Origin of the sequence: Lacrimispora sp. 210928-DFI.3.58 (assembly GCF_020554865.1) — a bacterium.
GTDB lineage: Bacteria > Bacillota > Clostridia > Lachnospirales > Lachnospiraceae > Enterocloster.
Map to the genome: position 1 here is coordinate 77,804 of NZ_JAJCIC010000014.1, position 17,701 is coordinate 95,504.

Consider the following 17,701-nt stretch of genomic DNA (forward strand, 5'->3'; position numbering starts at 1 on the left):
CAGAAATGTCTTATTTAAATACGATCGGAGCTTACTGGAACTCCCGCTCTGAGGGCTTTTCCAGACAGATATTAGAAGAACTGGAACATGGATATGATAGATGGAGCAGCCGCTTGTCAGGACTCCTCCTTGGCATCCCTGGCAAACGCGTCCTGGACATTGGCTGCGGCCCCGGCTTTTTCACTGTCCTTCTCTGTGCCCTGGGCTTTGAGGTGACGGCAGTAGATTACTCTGAGGATATGCTGGCACAGGCAGAATCCATTGTGAGGCAGAGGGGATTAACAGCCTGCTTCCTGAAAGGGGATGCTGGGATGCTGCCTTTTGAGGCGGAAAGCTTTGACGCTGTTGTTTCCAGAAATTTGACCTGGAACTTGGAGGAGCCTGATAAGGCCTACAGGGAATGGCTCCGGATCTTAAAGCCCGGCGGCTGCATCATCAACTGCGATGGGAACCATTACAACCACTATTATATGGAAGAATACCGCCTGGAACGGCAGCAGAAGGATTTTTCCGATGGACATAACCCGGAGTATATGAAGAATGTCGATGTTGCTGTCATTGACGAGATCGCCCGTGAGCTTCCCCTTTCAAGGGAGCTGAGGCCGAAATGGGATATCGGCTTTTTGCTGGATGCCGGAGCTGTACATGTGGAGGCAGATGTCACACGCCATTGCTTTCAGGATGACAGCGGGATCGATCATTCTATTATAAAAAATTTCATATTAAAAGCAGTAAAGTCAAATACCCCGTAGCAGGCTGCGGGGTATTCGACCCTCGCGGCATTCGCCAAATATCCATGCAGGCACGGCTGCTTGGCTCATTGCTTCGCAGGAATAAACGGCAAAGAGCAGTGCAATACCGCCCCCGCAACGCACAAAATACCCGCTGGCTTCTGCGTGTGTCATACCGCATACAGAAGCCAGCGGGTATTTTTATCTCTCTTTTATTTTTCTTCTGTTCCGCACAGCTCACCCAGATAAGCAGTCACTGCCCTCAGGCAGCCGTCCACTCCTACCAGGCCGCTGTCAAGGCTCAAATGGTAGTTCTGGGCGCGCCCCCAGTTATTTCCAGTATAATACTGGTAATAATCCCTACGCTTGCGGTCCACCTCGCGGATGCGGCGCTCCATCTCACGCTCATCGGAGCCCGGCTCCAGGGCAAGCATGCGCTTGATCCTGTTCTTCATCTTGGAATAGATGAACAGGTTTACGCTGTCCTCCAGGATCATATCTGCACAGCGCCCCACGATCACACAAGGGCCGTGGGCTGCCAGCCTGCGTATCACATTGGACTGGGCCACAAAGATCTGATCGGACATGGGGATCTGATATACCTCGGAAAATGCATGGTAGTTCTGGCGGTCCAGGGGATCCGGCAGCTCAATATGTTCATCGTAGTACCGGAAGGCCTCCTCTGCAATATTGATATCGTCTGCTGCCATGGAAATCAGCTCTTTGTCATAAAACGGGATTCCAAAGGCCTCTGCCAGCTTGACTCCCAATTCACGGCCTCCGCTGCCAAATTCACGGCTTACTGTAATAACCTTATCCATAAAGCGTGCCCCTTTCTTCTCCATACATCTTTTGCGTGGTTACTGTTTACAGCCCGGCCTGGAAACAGCCGTTCTCTGAACAGTTTATCACATTTTTCTGAGAATGGAAATCCCTACTTCCTCAAATCCCTTACAATCTTGCCTGCCTGGATACAGACAGTCGGCACAGCAGCCAGCCCGTACACAAGACCGATCTGCCCTCCTGTGAGCATTTCCACGGAGAATAAAGTGCGCAGGAAGGGCACAAACATCACAAGGCTTAAGAGCAGAACACCTGCGCCAAAGGCTCCCAGGCTGTACCAGTTGCTGGAGAAGCCCACCTTGAATATATTGTGCCTGCTGCGGCAGTTAAAACCATGGAACAGCCGGGCCAATGTCAGCGTACAGAAGGCCATGGTGCTGGCTACGGCAGCGTTTCCCGTGCGCAGGCCTGCATGGAAGGCCGTCATGGTACAGACAGCAATGACCGCGCCCTGCACCAGTACGGTGAGTAAAAAGTCCTTTGTGAGGATACCTGTCTTCGGATCCCTTGGCGGCTCTGACAGCAGATCCTTCTCCGCCGGTTCCATTCCAATGGCGATTGCCGGAAGGGAGTCTGTCAAAAGGTTGATAAACAGCAGATGGACAGGAGCAAAGGGCACAGGCAGGGCTGCTAAGGAGGTATAGAGAACGGACAGGATACCTGCCATATTACCGGAAAGCAGGAACTTAATGGCGTTCTTGATGTTGCGGTACACATTTCTTCCGTTGGCTACTGCCTTGATGATCGTGGCAAAATTATCATCTGCCAATATCATGGAGGCTGCATCCTTTGACACTTCTGTGCCTGTGATACCCATGGCAACACCGATGTCCGCCTTCTTTAAAGCCGGAGCATCATTGACCCCGTCCCCTGTCATGGCGGTAATACATCCTTTTCTCTGCCATGCATCCACGATCCGTATCTTGTTTTCAGGAGATACCCTAGCATAAACGGAAATGGATGTGATCTTTTCGTCCAGTTCTTCTTCCGTCATGGCATCCAGCTCGCGTCCCGTAAGGGCCATATCCCCCTCCTCAAAAATCCCGATCTGCTCTGCAATGGCTGTGGCCGTGATCTTGTGATCTCCTGTGATCATCACAGGCTTGATCCCCGCCCGCTTTGCATCTGCCACTGCTGCCATAGACTCTTCTCTGGGCGGATCCATCATGGAGATCAGGCCTAAGAAGGTAAATCCGTTCTCATTGTCCAGGGAAAGCACGTAATCCTCCGGCACCTCCTTATAGCCAAAGGCCAGAACGCGCAGTCCCTTTTGGGAAAACTCCAGATTCTTCCGGAGAATCGCCTCCTTATCCTCCTCTGTGATATCACGCACGCCATCCTCCAGACGGATCTTCACCGTGCGGTCCAGGAGTACATCCAGGGCTCCCTTTGTAAGGACCGTTGGGATGTCATGAAGCTCATATTTTGTGCTCATGAGCTTTCTGTCAGAGTCAAAGGGAATTTCCTCCAGCCTGGGCATGAGAGCTCTTAAAAGGTTCTCATCCACGGTGGCCTTACGGCCCATTTCCACCAGCGCAAATTCCGTAGGATCGCCAATGCCCTTTCCCTCCACAATAGAGGAGTCATTTGTGAGAATGGCATCGTAGAGAAGGTAGCGGTGGAGCTGGCTGTGGAGATCCAGCTTATCAATGGAAATAGTCTCCCCATTTACATAGATTTCCTGCACGGTCATTTTATTCTGAGTCAGAGTGCCTGTCTTATCAGAGCAGATCACCGACACACAGCCTAAGCTTTCCACCGCCTTGAGCTCCTTGATAATGGCATTTTCCCCTGCCATTTTCTGGGTTCCCATGGCCTGCACGATGGTGACAATAGAGCTTAGGGCCTCCGGTATGGCGGCTACTGCCAGAGCCACTGCGAACATCAGGGAATCCAGCAGGGGCATTTTCCTGTAAAGGCTTAAAAGAAATACCACGCCGCAGACAGCCATGATCGCCACTGCCAAGCGGCTGCTGAACTGGTCCAGGCTGATCTGGAGAGGTGTTTTCTTCTCCTTTGTGGCATTCATCAGGGCTGCGATCTTGCCGATCTCCGTATCCATTCCCGTAGCCGTTACCAGCACCTCCGCACGTCCATAGGTCACAAGGCTGCTGGAGTAGACCATGTTTGCCCTGTCGGCCAGAGCGCAGTCATCGTGGATCAGGCCATCACTCTTATCCACATTGGTGGACTCTCCTGTCAGGGAGCTCTCATTGACCTGGAGGGAATAGTTGTTTAATATCCTTCCGTCAGCCACCACAAGATCCCCGGCCTCCAGAAAAAGGATGTCCCCCGGAACCACCTTTGCAGAAGGGATCTCTATCTTTTCTCCATCCCTCAGCACCTTTGCCTCAGGGGAGGATAAGGACTTTAAGCTGTTTAAGGATTTCTCCGCCTTCTCATGCTGCACCGTTCCCAGCACTGCATTCATCACGATCACTGCCAGGATGACCACGGTACTCTCTGCATTTCCGGATACCATGGAAATAACCGCGGCAATAATCAGGATGATCACCAGAAGGTCCTTAAACTGCTCCGCAAATACCTGAAGGGTACTCTTTTTCTTCCCTTCCTTTAGGACGTTCTCTCCCTTCTCAGCCAGGATCTCCCCTGCCCTCTCTGTTGTCAGTCCCTGTGAAGTCACATGGAGCTGGGACAAAAGCTCCTCTTTTGTCAGCTGATAATACTCCTTCATCTTCTTCCTCCTCGTATGTCCAGGCTTCTGCCTGCCATGTCCTGCGAAACTGGCCAAAGGGTATTAGTAGTATTCTCTGACTCTGAGACGAATTTGATTCATCCTGGAAATCAAAAAGAATCGTAACTGTTCAGCACCCTCACAGTTACGAGCAAAAATCCATTTAAAATCGGCTTCGGCGATGGGATTTTTGCCTTCCAGCTCAGGTTATCTTACGGTCAGCGCAGCAAGTGCGCAGATCTACTGAACAGTTACAAAGAATCTTGCTTTGCAGGATTCTCCGCCTGCGGCAGGCTGCTTTAGCAGCATAATTCTTCTCCGCCGCAGTACGATCCTGCCCGTCGGGCTTTTTGTCATATAGGGAAGTCAGGAGAACTTCCCTATATGCAAAAAAGACTTTTATGGACGGCTCCAGAATGTATGCGGACATACATCTGGAACCAACGCATAAAAGTCTTGTAACCTTACGGCACATACCACCAGGCCTGCAAATGCAAAACCGAGTTTGTTGATGGTATATTGAAACTACTCCCTTTGAAGCTGTTCCGTTCCTTATGAAGTTGAATTGAGTTTAAACGTTTTGGGGCAGATTGTCAAGAGAAAGTTTCATTTAATTTGACAAACTTAGTTCAGCAGATCCAACACATCTGCCTGGGCCTTCTCACAGGCCTCCTGGGCAGTCATTTCCCCGGCCTGGGCTCTGGAGGCATAGCTTCCCATAATATCCAGCATCTGGTTGATCTGCTCGTGAGGCGGTGTCCACTGCAGTCCGCGCTCTACCAGGCCATTGGCCTTTTCAAGAGCTGCCAATTGTGCAGGATAAGATGGATTTTCTTTTACCAGCTCCTCATTTTCATATACAGAATAGCGTGTTGCCGCTCCGCCATTTGAAACATAATCCATGCTCTTTTCCCGGCTTGTCATATACATCATAAATGCCCAGGCCGCCTCAGGATTCTTCGCTCCCTTTGGAATGGAAATATTCCAGTCAGCCAATGCAGCTGATTCTCCGGCAGGACCATCCGGCGGAGCTGCAAAGGCTACCTTGTCGTATATCTTTGACTGCTCCGGATCTGTGATAGCAGAGGCAATTGCCGTTGCATCAAGCCACATAGCCGTCTTACCGGACATGAATGCTCCCAATGCCTCCTCATGAGTATAGGTAGATACATCAGGCGGCGCGCATTCCAGCATATCCAGATACCACTGAAGCGACTCCACCACTCCTGGATCGTCAATCTTAGGCTCTAACGTCTTTTGATCCATCATACCGTCGCAAAACGCATACATGGTAGTCAGCCAGCCGGATGCAAAGTGTATGCCTCTCTGAGCCCTTAAAGCCACTCCATAAAGACCGTCCTCTTTCCCATTAAAGAACTGGGCCAGCTCTAAAAATTCATCCATGGTCTTAGGCGGCTCCTTGCCGTATTTTTCAAATAAATCCGTGCGGTATCCCAGGAACCTTGTCTCACCGGCAATCGGGATTCCTATGGTCTGTCCCTGATACCTTCCCAGATCACAGTAAGCCGGGATCAGATCTTCCTTGTCATACCAGTCCGGCGTCATCTGGGGATTGTCCAGATATTCATCCAAAGGCTGCACTACCTGCTTTGAGCCATATTCCGCATTCCAGAAGCTGTCCACCATGAACACATCATAGCTGTGAGCGCCTTGGAAATCCAAAAGCTGCTTGTTCTTTAAGTAGGTCTGTTCCACCACATCCCATTCCACCTGGATTCCAGTTAACGCCGTGAATTCATCCGCCATGGACTGGAAAGCCTCTGTGGACGGATGAGAGGCCATGGAGACAACGATCTGTGTACCGTCATACTGCTCTTTTACAAGAGCCCCCCATCCCTCCAGGGTAGAAACATCTGCGGTCTCTGCGGCTTCTGTCTCCGGCGTACTCTCCGCTGCCTTTGTATCTGCGGCCTGTGCCTTTGTCGCCCCTTCCGTGGCAGGCGCACTGTTGGATGAGCTGCATGCTACCATAGATAATGCTGTCATCACAGCGGTAGCTGTTACGTATAACTTTCGTTTCATAACCATTTTCCTCCTTATATTATAAAATTTAATATGAACGTTCAAGTCAACACTCCCTCTGAAAGCAACGGAATATGTAATCCCCGCGGGAATTAACCCTTTACTGCCCCAAAGGTAAGGCCGCGTATCATGTATTTCTGGACTGCAATACCGAATATGATCACCGGAAGGCTGGACAGAACTCCTGTAGCTGCCATTTCACCCCATTTTGTGCCTGATACCGACAAAAACAGCATTACTGAGGTGGGAACTGTCTTTGCCCTTACACTGGTAAGGAAATTTGCGAAAACAAATTCATTCCAGGAATTGATCAGGCAGAAGATAGCAGTAGCCGTAAGACCTGGAAGAGACAAGGGCAATACCAGTTCCTTCAGCACCTGGAAACCGCTGCAGCCGTCAATCTTGCCCGCATCCTCAATCTCTACGGGAATGTCCTCAAAAAATCCCCTCATCATAAGGATCGTGAACGGTATGTTGAACAGCAGGTAACAGATGATCAAAATAATCTTTGTATCGAGAAGCCTGCCAGCCATAGCCATAAGGAAATAGGGGATCACAATTGCCATAGACGGAAGCATTCTCTGGCTTAAGACCATGAACGCCGTATTTTCCCTGTTTTTCCAATGAAAGCGGGCAAAGCCATAAGCTGCAAAGGATCCGATCACCAGAGAGATCGCGGTGGATATCACAGACACGATCACGCTGTTTTTGAAGTAATCCAAAATATGGGCATTTTTGATAATATTGTCATAATTCTGCAAGGTGGGTGTAAAAATAAATTTTCCCGGCTCAAAAATATCCACACGGGGCTTTAAGCTGATCAGCACCATCCACAGATAGGGGGCAATAAAAAACAGGCAGACCAGAGTAAATATGATTCCCTTAATGATCCCTGCTGTTATCCGTTTCTGTTTTCTGCTCATACCCTATGCCTCCTTTCTCTGATAGTGTATCAGCACCTTACTGATACAGGTGGAAATGACCATCAGGACAATCGCATTGGCAGCAGCCCGTCCGATAAGGCCATTTTGGGCATTGGCAAGCCTGTATATGTGAAGGCTTAAAAACTCCGTGGAATTGCCCGGCCCTCCCTGAGTCAGTACAAAAGGCATATCATAGATTTTCAGGGAATCGATCGTCCTAAAGATCATGGTAAGGAAGATCAGGGGACGCAGGGAGGGCAGCGTAATATAGCGGAAAAGCTGAAAAGCGTTGCCTCCATCGATCCTGGCCGCCTCATACTGGTCAGAAGGCAAAGAGCACAGTCCTGCATAGCTGATCAGGGCTACGAAGGGTGTCCACTGCCACACATCTGCCAAAACCACGGAAGTAAAGGCCTTGTCGGCATCCAGCCAGGCTACATTGGGGATGCCTAACTGGTTCAGAAAATAATTTATGATCCCGTATTCCGAATTCAGCATAAGCTTCCAAATATTTCCAGCAATGCTTGGAGTCATCACAATGGGAACGATCAGAATTGCAAATACTACCGGCTTTAGCTTAAACTCCGTATCACACAACAGCTTTCCAATGAAAAAGCCAAAGACCATTTCAATTACTGTTGTTATTACCATAAAGAGAAGGCTGATATACACTGCATTCCAAAAGTCCGGATCACCACCGGAAAACAAGCGCAAATAGTTGTTAAACCATACAAATTTTACCCGGCTTAAATCCCATCCCAGCTGATAATTTGTCACACTGATCACATAGAGGAATATGGTCGGAAATACAGTCAGAACCGTCATGATCGTCATCGCCGGTGCAATGTAGGGCAGATATGGTTTTTTCTTAAAGCTGTGTTTTAACATATGGAATGCCCCCTTCTTTTCAATCCCCGGCCCTCATACACTCCGAAACCCCATACCGCTCTTCCAGTTTTACAATTTGCTTTGATCCATACGCCCGGCCTGCGGCCCACAAAATTTCCATTGTTCCTTCTACCGAGCAGATATCGGACTGAGCGGGATATGTATTCTCTCTGACGCACTGTACAAAATAGCGCAGTTCCTTTTCATATCCATCTTCCTTTGGCAAAGGAATCATGATACTGCCGGAATCTGTAATAAGTTCCAGTTCATTTCCGCTTTTATATATAAGCATCCCTCTGTCACCTACAATTTCCAGCTCTGCCTCTAATTGGCCTTCATGAAAGCCTTCCGGCATTCCCCAGGAACCGTTAATACTGGCACAGCAATCCTCATATGTCAATGTAAGAAGGCTGTGAAGGGTAGTATCCCCTCTTTTTACAATTTCACACGCAACCAGCTCCGGCAGACCCAGTATCCAATACACATAGTCCACATCATGGACACATAAATCCATAAGGATCCCTCCGCTTAAACGGCTGTCCATCAGCCAATTTCCCTTTGACCAGGCTGGCATCTTCTGGCGTCTTTTGCAGGTTATCATCCGTGGCTTTCCGATATCTCCATTTAAAAGGAGCTCCCTGGCCTTCACATATCCGCTCCAGAACCGGATGACCTGGCCTATCATCACAAAGCAGTCCTTTTCCTTTGCCAGACACTTTAATTCGTTATATTCTCTCTGGTTCAGACATACCGGCTTTTCGCAAAATATTCCTCTGCAGATACCTGCCGCCTGCTCTATGGCCTCCCGGTGAAGCCAGGTAGGAAGGCAGATATCAATGGCATCCACATGGTCTTTCTCCAGGCTTCTTATATCTGTAAGGGCCTTGCAATGGAACTGATGTGCAAATTCTTCTGCCTTGTCTGCATCGTGTTCAATAACATAGCTGATTTCCACGTCATTCCCCATTTTTTTATATGCGTTTCCATGGACCTGTCCCATTTTTCCCGCACCCCAAATGGCTATTTTCATATATACCTCCGCTTCCATAATGCCTGCTGTACTACATCAACTGCTCAAGATACTTCTTCCCCTCCGCAATCTCCTGCCTCTGTTTTTCATCCCCTGCTACAATTTCATACTCAACTGATATTGGCCCTTCATACGCAAGGTCCTTCAGTTTTTGTATGAACCGCGGGAAATCCACTTTCCCCTTTCCAATGGGATACTCTGTGCCCAGCTCGTATCCATCCACCGGGTAGCTTCCATCCTTTGCGTGGACACTGCGGACATATTCTCCTACGATATCCAAGCCATCTATCGGATTCGCATTTCCATACATCATAAGATTTGCCGGATCATAATTGATAAACAGATTATCTGCTTCCACATCATCAATCAGCCGCTTCAGCACAATGGGCGGTTCCTGGCCTGTCTCCATAAGGAAATTCTGGCCCTGTCCCTTTAGCTCGGCGGTAATGTATCTCAATATGCTGACAACACCTGTGTAATTAACATCACGGCAGTTGAGCGGCACAAAGCCCAGATGGGTGATCACATCCTTTATCCCCAGCTCTCTGGCATAGGCAGCACCGTCCAGAAGATTCTTTGTCCTGGATGCCCTGTATTCCGGAGGCACGATGCCCAGGATTGACGGTCCTTCTGCAAAATCCCATTTGATAGGACCGTGCCAGCCGCACCATAGGCCGGTAGCTTCCATCTCATATTTCTCCAACAGGCCTTTTACATATGCAGCGTGATCCCTGTTCAAATACCCCATATTCCAGATCTGAAGCTGACAGTTCGAGAAACCTGTTTTCTTTGCCCATTTCAGCGTTGTCTCAAAATCATCCTGAACAATAATTGCAATTCCCAATGGCTTCATCTTATACCCTCCTTTTATCCGCAGAATAACTGTGACCCGTCCATATCATTGAACCGAAAATATTGGTTGATATAATACTTTGCGGCCCCTCTTACCACCGAGGCCTCCCCCAGCGTTGTGTATTCCGTATCCACATCAGACACAAACTGGCGGAAACCCATCTGCCCCATCTTTTCCTTTAGCATGGCTAAAAATGTGTCCCCCAGCTTTCTTCCTATACCGCCAATGATGACTGCCTCCGGATGGAAAAGAGATGCCGCATTACACAGGGCATATGCAAGATCCTCCGCCATAGCGGCCATAAGAGCCTCTGCCTTCGCATCTCCGGCCTTCACCAGTGCCACCAAATCCTTGAACAGCAGCTTCTCCCCTGCGATCTTCCTGTTTTCCAGACCAAATTCTTCAAATAGTCTGGGAAGGGCCAGCTCTCCGATCTGGTTCTCCAGGCATCCCCTGTTTCCGCACATACAGGGGTATCCGTTCCTGTCCACCGATACATGGCCGAACTGAGTCGACATTCCACTGGCCCCCCCTAACAGTACACCTCCATGGAGCAGGGCTGCGCCTACGCCGTCATTAATATTAATATAAATATAGTTTTTGCTTTCCAGATTTCCAAACGCGTTCTCCGCATATGCAAAACAGGCAGTATCATTTAGTATAGCCAGTGGATACCCTTTGATCATCTCCCGCAGCCTGCTGATACGATAGCTGCCCTGTTCCCCGGCAGGAAGTACTACGGAAATGATCTTGTCATGCCTTTCATCAATCATGCCAGGTACGATTACACAGACGCCCATTACCTTGACACCCACACACTGGGATTCCTGGAAAGACTCAAAACAGGCTCCCAGCTCCGCCAGCGCATCCGCCTTGTTCCTCATGTCATATTCCCTGCACATGGTAATGTTCATGGCGGAATCCACCAGCCCGATTTCCAAGCTGTCCTTATGCCAGTTCAACACGATCACAACATTATCCCGGCTGTTCACCGTAAGGCTGTTGGGCTTTCTTCCCTGGCGGTTGCTCACCGATGCTCCCTCGTCCACCACATATCCTTCCTGCATCAGCTCATCTACCAATGCGGATACGGTTGTCTTGCTCACCTTCATCTGATCTGCGATCTGGGTTCTGCTGATTCCAGGGATATCTTCAATAAGCTGATATACCTGCTTTTTATTGTTGTTCTTGATTAAGATCTGGTTATATTTTTTCATCTCCATTGAAATATTGCCCCCGTATATTAATTAGTTCAGTGACCTTACTAATTATGTCCTGAGTATATCACATTAAATTCTGATATGCAATACCTATCTGCAAAAAATCAGGATTGCCACAAACCATTTTCTCATGTAGAATGGGAACAGTACGAAATCAAAGGAGTTTTTCATATCTGCTATGAGTATTTTAAATGTCGAACATTTAAGCCACGGCTTCGGGGACCGGGCTATTTTCCATGATGTTTCCTTCCGCCTCCTTAAGGGTGAGCATATTGGCCTTGTTGGGGCTAACGGGGAGGGGAAGTCCACCTTTATGAATATTATCACGGGTAAGCTTATGCCTGACGAGGGCAAGGTAGAGTGGGCAAAGAATGTACGGGCCGGATACTTAGACCAGCATACGGTGCTGGAAAAAGGAATGACTGTCCGCCAGGTATTAAAAAGCGCCTTTGCCTTTCTTTTTGAGATGGAGGAGCAGATGAACCAGATCTGTGACAAAATGGGCGAGGCAGATGAGGAGGAAATGGCCTCCATGATGGAGGAGCTGGGCACCATTCAAGACCTTTTGATGGCCCATGATTTCTACATCATTGACTCCAAGGTAGAGGAGGTCGGCCGTGCCCTTGGACTTCATGAGATCGGAATGGACAAGGATGTGACCGAGCTTTCGGGAGGCCAGAGGACAAAGGTTCTCCTAGGCAAGCTTCTACTGGAGAAGCCGGATATCCTCCTTCTCGATGAGCCCACCAACTACCTGGATGCCCAGCACATAGAATGGCTGAAGCGCTATCTTCTGGAATATGAGAATGCCTTTATCCTCATCTCCCACGACATCCCATTCTTAAACAGCGTTATCAACCTGATCTATCACATGGAAAACCAGCGCCTTGACCGCTATGTAGGTGATTACGATAAATTCCAGGAGGTCTATGCAGCCAAAAAAGCACAGCTGGAGGCTGCCTACAAGCGCCAGCAGCAGGAGATCGCCAATCTGGAGGACTTCGTTGCCCGCAACAAGGCCAGGGTTGCCACCAGAAATATGGCAATGTCACGCCAGAAAAAGCTGGACAAGATGGAGGTCATCGAGCTGGCAAAAGAAAAACCGAAGCCGGAGTTCCATTTTCTGGAAGCCCGCACTCCGGGAAAATGTATTTTTGAGACAAAAGATCTGGTCATCGGCTACGACGAGCCTCTGTCAAGGCCTCTAAACCTTCTCATGGAGCGGGGACAGAAGGCCGTCCTGGTAGGAGCCAACGGTATCGGAAAGACCACCCTTTTAAAGAGCATCCTGGGCCTGACTCCCTCCTTATCCGGCAGCGTGGAGCTGGGCGATTACCTGTCCATCGGCTACTTTGAACAGGAAATGGCTCCCGGCAATACCACCACCTGCCTGGAAGAGATCTGGAAGGAATTTCCATCCTACACCCAGTACCAGGTGCGCTCTGCCCTGGCAAAATGCGGTCTCACCACAAAGCACATCGAAAGCCAGGTGCGTGTCCTAAGCGGCGGCGAGCAGGCAAAGGTGCGTCTGTGCAAGCTCATCAACCGCGAGACAAACGTCCTTCTCCTGGATGAGCCCACCAACCATCTGGATGTGGACGCAAAGGAGGAGCTGAAACGTGCCCTGAAGGCTTACAAAGGCAGCATCCTCCTTATCTGCCATGAGCCCGAATTCTACGAAGGCCTGGCAACCGATGTATGGGACTGCCGGGAATGGGCCCTCAGGCAATAAAGCGACCGAAATCCCGGCAGATCAAACAGTAAACCATTCAAACGCCCCGCCTTCCGGCTTTATCTCAAATTCCATCCGTTTTCCCGAAACAGGATGCAAAAAAGCCAGGCGGCAGGCACAAAGTGCAAGAGGCAGGCGGGCTTCCCGGCGGGGAGCCTGCTTTTTTGCATAATCCCCAATCTCCTCTCTCATTCCGAACCATTCCTCCCCTGCAGCACTTCGCACATCCTGTTCCGACATTTCGCTTTCCTGCTTTCTCCCCTGAGCCCAGCCCCTTCCATACCTCTCATCTCCCAAAAGAGGCGTCCCATGTCCTGCAAACTGCACCCGTATCTGGTGATGTCTTCCCGTCAAAAGCTGAATCTCCACCAGAGAGCACTCTCTATCCACTCCCATCACTTCCCTGTGGATAACCTCCAAAACACGATACCGAAGAACCGCTTTTTTGCTCTCTCCAACCGACTTATCCACAATCTCCGACCGATTATTTTTCCTATCCTGGCGCAGATAATCCACATACTCCCCCTGGTTATCCACAGGTTTTCCACAAACCACAGCCCGATACCATTTTTCCATCTTTCCCGCCTGAAGCCCGGCACTAAGCGCCCCAGAAGCCCTCTGATTCTTCCCATACACCATCACCCCGGAAACCGGCTTATCCAACCTGTGGATAACTCCCACATAAGGCGGCTGCCCTCCATTCCCCCTTGTGGACTTTCCTGTGGCTAATTTGTGGATATCCTGTGGAGAACTCAAATACCGCCTGATCTCACTGACCATATCCCTCTCAAATCCCCTAGCCGCCTGAGCCTCCACCCCCGCCGGCTTCCTCACCACGATCACATCCATATCCTCATAAATCACCGAAAGCATCTCACTCAAATCTCCTTCCATCTATCCCAATCCAAAACAATCCATTTCAAACACCACACCCCATTCTCCCCCAAATTATACCACAACACTCCCCCCAATGCATCCTTCTCCTCATCCCCATCCATACTCCCCCTTTCATCCTTCTCCCTCCCCATCCAGGGGCCCCCGCCATCCTCCTCCAGCCAAGAGCCCTCTGCATTCTCCCTCCTCCAGCCAGGACTCCCAGCATCTTCCCTCCTCCAGCCAGGACTCCCAGCATCCTCCCTCCTCCAGCCAGGAGTCCCTGCATCCTCCCTCCTCCAGCCAGGGTCCCCTGCATCCTCCCTCCTCCAGCCAGGAGTCCCTGCATCCTCCCTCCTCCAGCCAGGAGTCCCCAGCGTGAAGCGGAGGGGCCATGGCCCCTCCGCTTCGCGCGTCCCCTTCGCCTATTCCCTTCGCCTATTCCCTTCGCTGGGAGGCGCCTCCCCCTCCCACCCTCAAATTTCCACAAATCCCCCTCGCAAAACTCCCCCATTTCCCCTCAACCTCCCCAACTCCTCTCTCCCCTCATCCCCACCATTCAAAAATATCTCACAAATCGTTCCCCACCCTCTTGCAAAATCCTCCCCACTATAGTATAGTATATAATACAAAAATACATAGTTTTCAATACTACATAACACAGTTTTAAATAACAACCATTATTCAAAAGGAGGTACCCACATGACAACCCATCCATCCCTTCTCTCCAAAATAAAAGACCCCGGCAGCGCCATCACCCACTTCATTGCCATGATCTTGGCCATCATCGCCGCCACCCCGCTCCTCATAAAAAGCGCCCAGGATCCCACCCAATTCCACACCACCGCCCTCACCATATTCATCCTGAGCATGATCGGCCTCTACGCAGCCAGCACCATATACCACACATTGGACATTTCCCCTGCCATCAACAAGCTCCTGCGCAAGATCGACCACATGATGATCTTCATCCTCATTGCAGGAACCTACACCCCGGTATGCCTCATTGTCCTGGGAGACAAAACAGGCTGGTCCCTGTTGGCCTTAGTATGGGGCATTGCCATCATCGGCATTCTCATCAACGCCTGCTGGATCACCTGTCCCAAATGGTTTTCCTCCCTCATCTACATTGCCATGGGCTGGGTCTGCGTCCTCGCATTCACCAAGATCATAAACGCCCTGCCGAAAGCAGGTTTCCGCTGGCTTCTGGCCGGAGGCATTATTTACACCGTAGGCGGCATCATATATGCATTAAAGCTGCCTCTTTTCAACGCCAAATGCAAATACTTCGGTTCCCATGAGATCTTTCACCTTTTCGTCATGGGCGGAAGCCTGTGCCACTACGTCATGATGTACTGCTTCGTAGCATAACCACAAAAAAGCCACCTGATCCAACGCCTCAAAGCTTCCGATCAGATGGCTTTTTCTCCCTGCTCCCTTCAAATCCCTTCAGGAGCGCCTCCTTTTTTCTTCTCGTCAAATGCTTGATCGCCCACTCTCTCCTCATGGCCTCCTCCTTTGTCTCAAAGGCTTCGTAATAGGACAATACCACCGGCCTCCTGGGCTTTGTATACTTCGCCCCGGTTCCGGCATTATGGGCTTTCAGACGCTTGTCCAGGTCATTGGTCCACCCGCAGTAAAACGTCCCGTCTGAACAGGTTAAAATATACGTGTAATTCATCCCTTGATCCATCCTTTTGTCTCCCGGCACAGCCAGTATATGTAAACGGCAACAACGTATCAAACGTCATCACCGCCCAGGTCAAACCTGTCATCTATGATAAAGCACCAGCTGGATGCGCAATGCAGCCCGGAGCTTTGCCATCGTATTTCCTGAAAAGCTCCGGCTGGGCTGCCATAAACCCCATACCATATTATATCGCGCACCCAGCCAAAATGTGCCTCTCTAAAACCTTCTTCCGCCTCCGCCATGGCTGCGCCCGCTGCCGGAGCGGTGGGTCGTGCTGCGCCCGGAAGAGCTCCTCCCCCCGGAACGCCCGGAGGAGGAATGTGCTGTGGGCTTTGGGATCAGCACAGAGGTCACAAATTTGTTCACCATTTTGTCCTCCGATGCCCGGAAACGGAACGCAGCGCCCGCCCTGTAGGCCAGCAGGCTGTTCTCCCGCTGCCTTCCCGTCTCCTCCATACGGTAGCTCCTGTTCACACCCAGGCAGACGCCGGCTGCCGCCGCAAAAGACACAGCAAACGCAACAGCTGCCTCATACCACCGTATACTCTTATACACGCTGATCTTTCCCGTATCCCTGTCATAATTATACTGCCCCGACTGGATCCCTTTATCCACATATCCGGCCACATCCTCCAAAAACACGGCTGACGCCCCGGAAAAATCACGATTTCCCAGATGATCCGCGATATCATCCTCTATCTGATAAAGCCTGTCATCTGTCAAAATACGTATCATATCCCCGGAGGTAGAGATACAGAACTCTCCTCCCGTCTCCTCCGGCCCGTCCATATAAAACAGCAGGAGCACACCGGTGGCTTCTTTTCCTGCTCCAAAGCCATTCTGATCATAAAAATCATCCGCATACTCCTCCGCCGTCTTCTCCCAATCATTGTAGGCAGACACTACCGCTGCGTCCATTCCCGTCTCCTCACGGAAGCCATCAATGGCAGCCTCCAGCTCTCCGGCCTCCTTTGACGAAAATAATCCTGCCTCATCAAACAGCCTCTGCCCCTCCGCCGCCAGCACATCCGATCCGCTGGCCCAGGATAAGACCAGCGCCGCTGAAAGCAGGCATCCCAGCAAAAACTGCTTCATTCCCCGTTTCCTCATCCTATAAAATACCCCCCGATCAGCATCAATATGAACAATGGCAGGAACACAGACACAAACAGCATTCCCAGCTTCCTTTTATCCACAGGCAGCTCCCCGGCGGTCTTTCCTGTCTGGCCGTTTAAGGCAAAATAGTATATCTTCCCATCTGCCTTGTCCTTATAGGTCATCGTCCACACGGGAAGCAGGGCAAAATGCCACTCCTCCTCCGAGACCTGTATCTCTCTGCGGTTCACGCGCACATTGGTATAACCCGCCGCCTGTGCATCCAGATTTGAAAGGGCAAAGCTCCTTATCTCCGACTGGACCTCGGATACAAACTCCTGCTTCTCCATATCCCGGTTCTCCGCCATAAAGCCGGCCAGATACCCCTCGTGGAAATCCGTTCTCTCCTCCAGCCTGTAGGGAAGCACATTGTCCACCAGCTTCCTGTTTGCCTTTCTGAGCGCATTTCTGGTCACAAAATCCACATCCATATCGCCCTGGCGGCTGATATCGTAAACCTTTGTCTCCGTGTAGCGCATACCGGCAGCTTCCCAAACCCTGATCCTGCTTCCCTGGGCTTCATAATCCCCTGACACCCGGCAGCCGTACACCCAATACGGAAAATAAATACCGCTCATCATCTCGATCTGGTGTTTGTTATAAAATGCATCCGGCACAAACCGCTTTTTGCCTATCCATTGGGAAAAGATCTCCTCCGCCTTCTTCCTGTCAATCTGGAAGGGCACCACATAATCCGGCTGGAATTCACCCTCCAGCCGCTTGGAAAGCACGACCGGATTGTGGCAGTAGTAGCAAAAGGAAGCCGCAGTAGTGGCATCTGTCACGATCTGTGCTCCGCAGCTGGGGCATATGTACAGCACTGGTCCGGCTTCCCCGTCATTCTGCCCTTCCTTTGCCTCTTCGTCCTCTGCCTGTTCCTCCACGGCACTCTCCGGCTCCATCTCCTTCAGCTGTTCTTCATCAAACTCTGACATACAGTATTCACAGAGGAATTTCTGGGAGGAAGGGCTGAAAATGAGCCCTCCTCCGCAATTTGGACATTTGTAAGATAAAACTGCCATACG

At 50.4% G+C, this 17,701-nt stretch carries 18 protein-coding genes; 3 read left to right on the plus strand and 15 right to left on the minus strand.

Going from position 1 to position 17,701, the window contains the following annotated elements:
- The first annotated feature begins 5 nt into the window (after nt 1-5).
- Complete coding sequence (locus tag LIZ87_RS10630; protein ID WP_227146896.1) at nt 6-752, plus strand: class I SAM-dependent methyltransferase; 747 nt, start codon at nt 6-8, stop codon at nt 750-752.
- Nucleotides 753-943: 191 nt separating this feature from the next.
- Here the strand turns inward: LIZ87_RS10630 and LIZ87_RS10635 are convergent, their stop codons facing one another.
- The 8 genes from LIZ87_RS10635 to LIZ87_RS10670 all read right to left on the minus strand — a co-directional run bounded on the left by LIZ87_RS10635 (nt 944) and on the right by LIZ87_RS10670 (nt 11,229).
- Entirely contained in the window at nt 944-1,552 is a 609-nt protein-coding gene (locus tag LIZ87_RS10635; protein ID WP_178316528.1) for a cytidylate kinase-like family protein, read from the minus strand.
- A gap of 113 nt (nt 1,553-1,665) precedes the next feature.
- Complete coding sequence (locus LIZ87_RS10640) at nt 1,666-4,269, minus strand: cation-translocating P-type ATPase (RefSeq protein WP_178316529.1); 2,604 nt, start codon at nt 4,267-4,269, stop codon at nt 1,666-1,668.
- Nucleotides 4,270-4,893: 624 nt separating this feature from the next.
- Nucleotides 4,894-6,312, minus strand: a complete 1,419-nt coding sequence (locus LIZ87_RS10645; protein ID WP_178316530.1) for an ABC transporter substrate-binding protein — start codon at nt 6,310-6,312, stop codon at nt 4,894-4,896.
- 92 nt (nt 6,313-6,404) lie between these two features.
- Complete coding sequence (locus LIZ87_RS10650; RefSeq protein WP_178316531.1) at nt 6,405-7,235, minus strand: carbohydrate ABC transporter permease; 831 nt, start codon at nt 7,233-7,235, stop codon at nt 6,405-6,407.
- A gap of 3 nt (nt 7,236-7,238) precedes the next feature.
- Nucleotides 7,239-8,123, minus strand: coding sequence for a carbohydrate ABC transporter permease (locus tag LIZ87_RS10655; protein WP_178316532.1), 885 nt, complete (start codon nt 8,121-8,123; stop codon nt 7,239-7,241).
- A gap of 19 nt (nt 8,124-8,142) precedes the next feature.
- Nucleotides 8,143-9,153: a Gfo/Idh/MocA family protein gene (locus LIZ87_RS10660; protein WP_178316533.1), complete on the minus strand. Its 1,011-nt coding sequence runs from the start codon at nt 9,151-9,153 to the stop codon at nt 8,143-8,145.
- Between the two features lie 31 nt (nt 9,154-9,184).
- Nucleotides 9,185-10,006: a sugar phosphate isomerase/epimerase family protein gene (locus LIZ87_RS10665; RefSeq protein WP_178316534.1), complete on the minus strand. Its 822-nt coding sequence runs from the start codon at nt 10,004-10,006 to the stop codon at nt 9,185-9,187.
- Between the two features lie 14 nt (nt 10,007-10,020).
- Nucleotides 10,021-11,229, minus strand: coding sequence for an ROK family transcriptional regulator (locus tag LIZ87_RS10670; protein WP_178316535.1), 1,209 nt, complete (start codon nt 11,227-11,229; stop codon nt 10,021-10,023).
- Nucleotides 11,230-11,404: 175 nt separating this feature from the next.
- Here LIZ87_RS10670 and LIZ87_RS10675 point away from each other — a divergent pair, with 175 nt between their 5' ends.
- The gene (locus LIZ87_RS10675; RefSeq protein WP_227146899.1) at nt 11,405-12,958 is read left to right on the plus strand and encodes an ABC-F family ATP-binding cassette domain-containing protein; all 1,554 of its coding nucleotides are present in this window, start codon (nt 11,405-11,407) and stop codon (nt 12,956-12,958) included.
- A gap of 21 nt (nt 12,959-12,979) precedes the next feature.
- On the opposite strand, the gene LIZ87_RS10680 is transcribed toward LIZ87_RS10675, so the two are convergent.
- From LIZ87_RS10680 to LIZ87_RS10695, 4 genes are all read right to left on the minus strand, one after another.
- Nucleotides 12,980-13,831, minus strand: coding sequence for an RluA family pseudouridine synthase (locus tag LIZ87_RS10680; RefSeq protein WP_178316536.1), 852 nt, complete (start codon nt 13,829-13,831; stop codon nt 12,980-12,982).
- Nucleotides 13,832-13,836: 5 nt separating this feature from the next.
- On the minus strand, nt 13,837-13,986 hold the full coding sequence (locus tag LIZ87_RS10685; protein ID WP_227146900.1) for a hypothetical protein: 150 nt from the start codon (nt 13,984-13,986) through the stop codon (nt 13,837-13,839).
- Nucleotides 13,967-14,227 (minus strand): hypothetical protein, encoded by a 261-nt coding sequence (locus LIZ87_RS10690; RefSeq protein ID WP_227146904.1) that lies wholly within the window; start codon nt 14,225-14,227, stop codon nt 13,967-13,969. The genes LIZ87_RS10685 and LIZ87_RS10690 overlap by 20 nt, the downstream gene beginning before the upstream one ends.
- An 80-nt stretch (nt 14,228-14,307) precedes the next feature.
- Nucleotides 14,308-14,508: a hypothetical protein gene (locus LIZ87_RS10695; RefSeq protein ID WP_227146907.1), complete on the minus strand. Its 201-nt coding sequence runs from the start codon at nt 14,506-14,508 to the stop codon at nt 14,308-14,310.
- Between the two features lie 25 nt (nt 14,509-14,533).
- On the opposite strand from LIZ87_RS10695, the gene trhA reads away from it, so the two are divergent.
- A complete protein-coding gene (gene trhA, locus LIZ87_RS10700; RefSeq protein ID WP_178316538.1) occupies nt 14,534-15,202 on the plus strand; it encodes a PAQR family membrane homeostasis protein TrhA in 669 nt (222 codons plus the stop codon).
- Nucleotides 15,203-15,230: 28 nt separating this feature from the next.
- Here trhA and LIZ87_RS10705 read toward each other — a convergent pair whose 3' ends face one another.
- The 3 genes from LIZ87_RS10705 to LIZ87_RS10715 form a co-directional block, all read right to left on the minus strand.
- On the minus strand, nt 15,231-15,512 hold the full coding sequence (locus tag LIZ87_RS10705) for a GIY-YIG nuclease family protein (protein ID WP_178316539.1): 282 nt from the start codon (nt 15,510-15,512) through the stop codon (nt 15,231-15,233).
- Between the two features lie 225 nt (nt 15,513-15,737).
- Nucleotides 15,738-16,616, minus strand: coding sequence for a TPM domain-containing protein (locus tag LIZ87_RS10710; protein ID WP_227146911.1), 879 nt, complete (start codon nt 16,614-16,616; stop codon nt 15,738-15,740).
- 11 nt (nt 16,617-16,627) lie between these two features.
- Nucleotides 16,628-17,698: a YgzB family protein gene (locus tag LIZ87_RS10715; protein ID WP_227146914.1), complete on the minus strand. Its 1,071-nt coding sequence runs from the start codon at nt 17,696-17,698 to the stop codon at nt 16,628-16,630.
- Between the last annotated feature and the right edge of the window lie 3 nt (nt 17,699-17,701).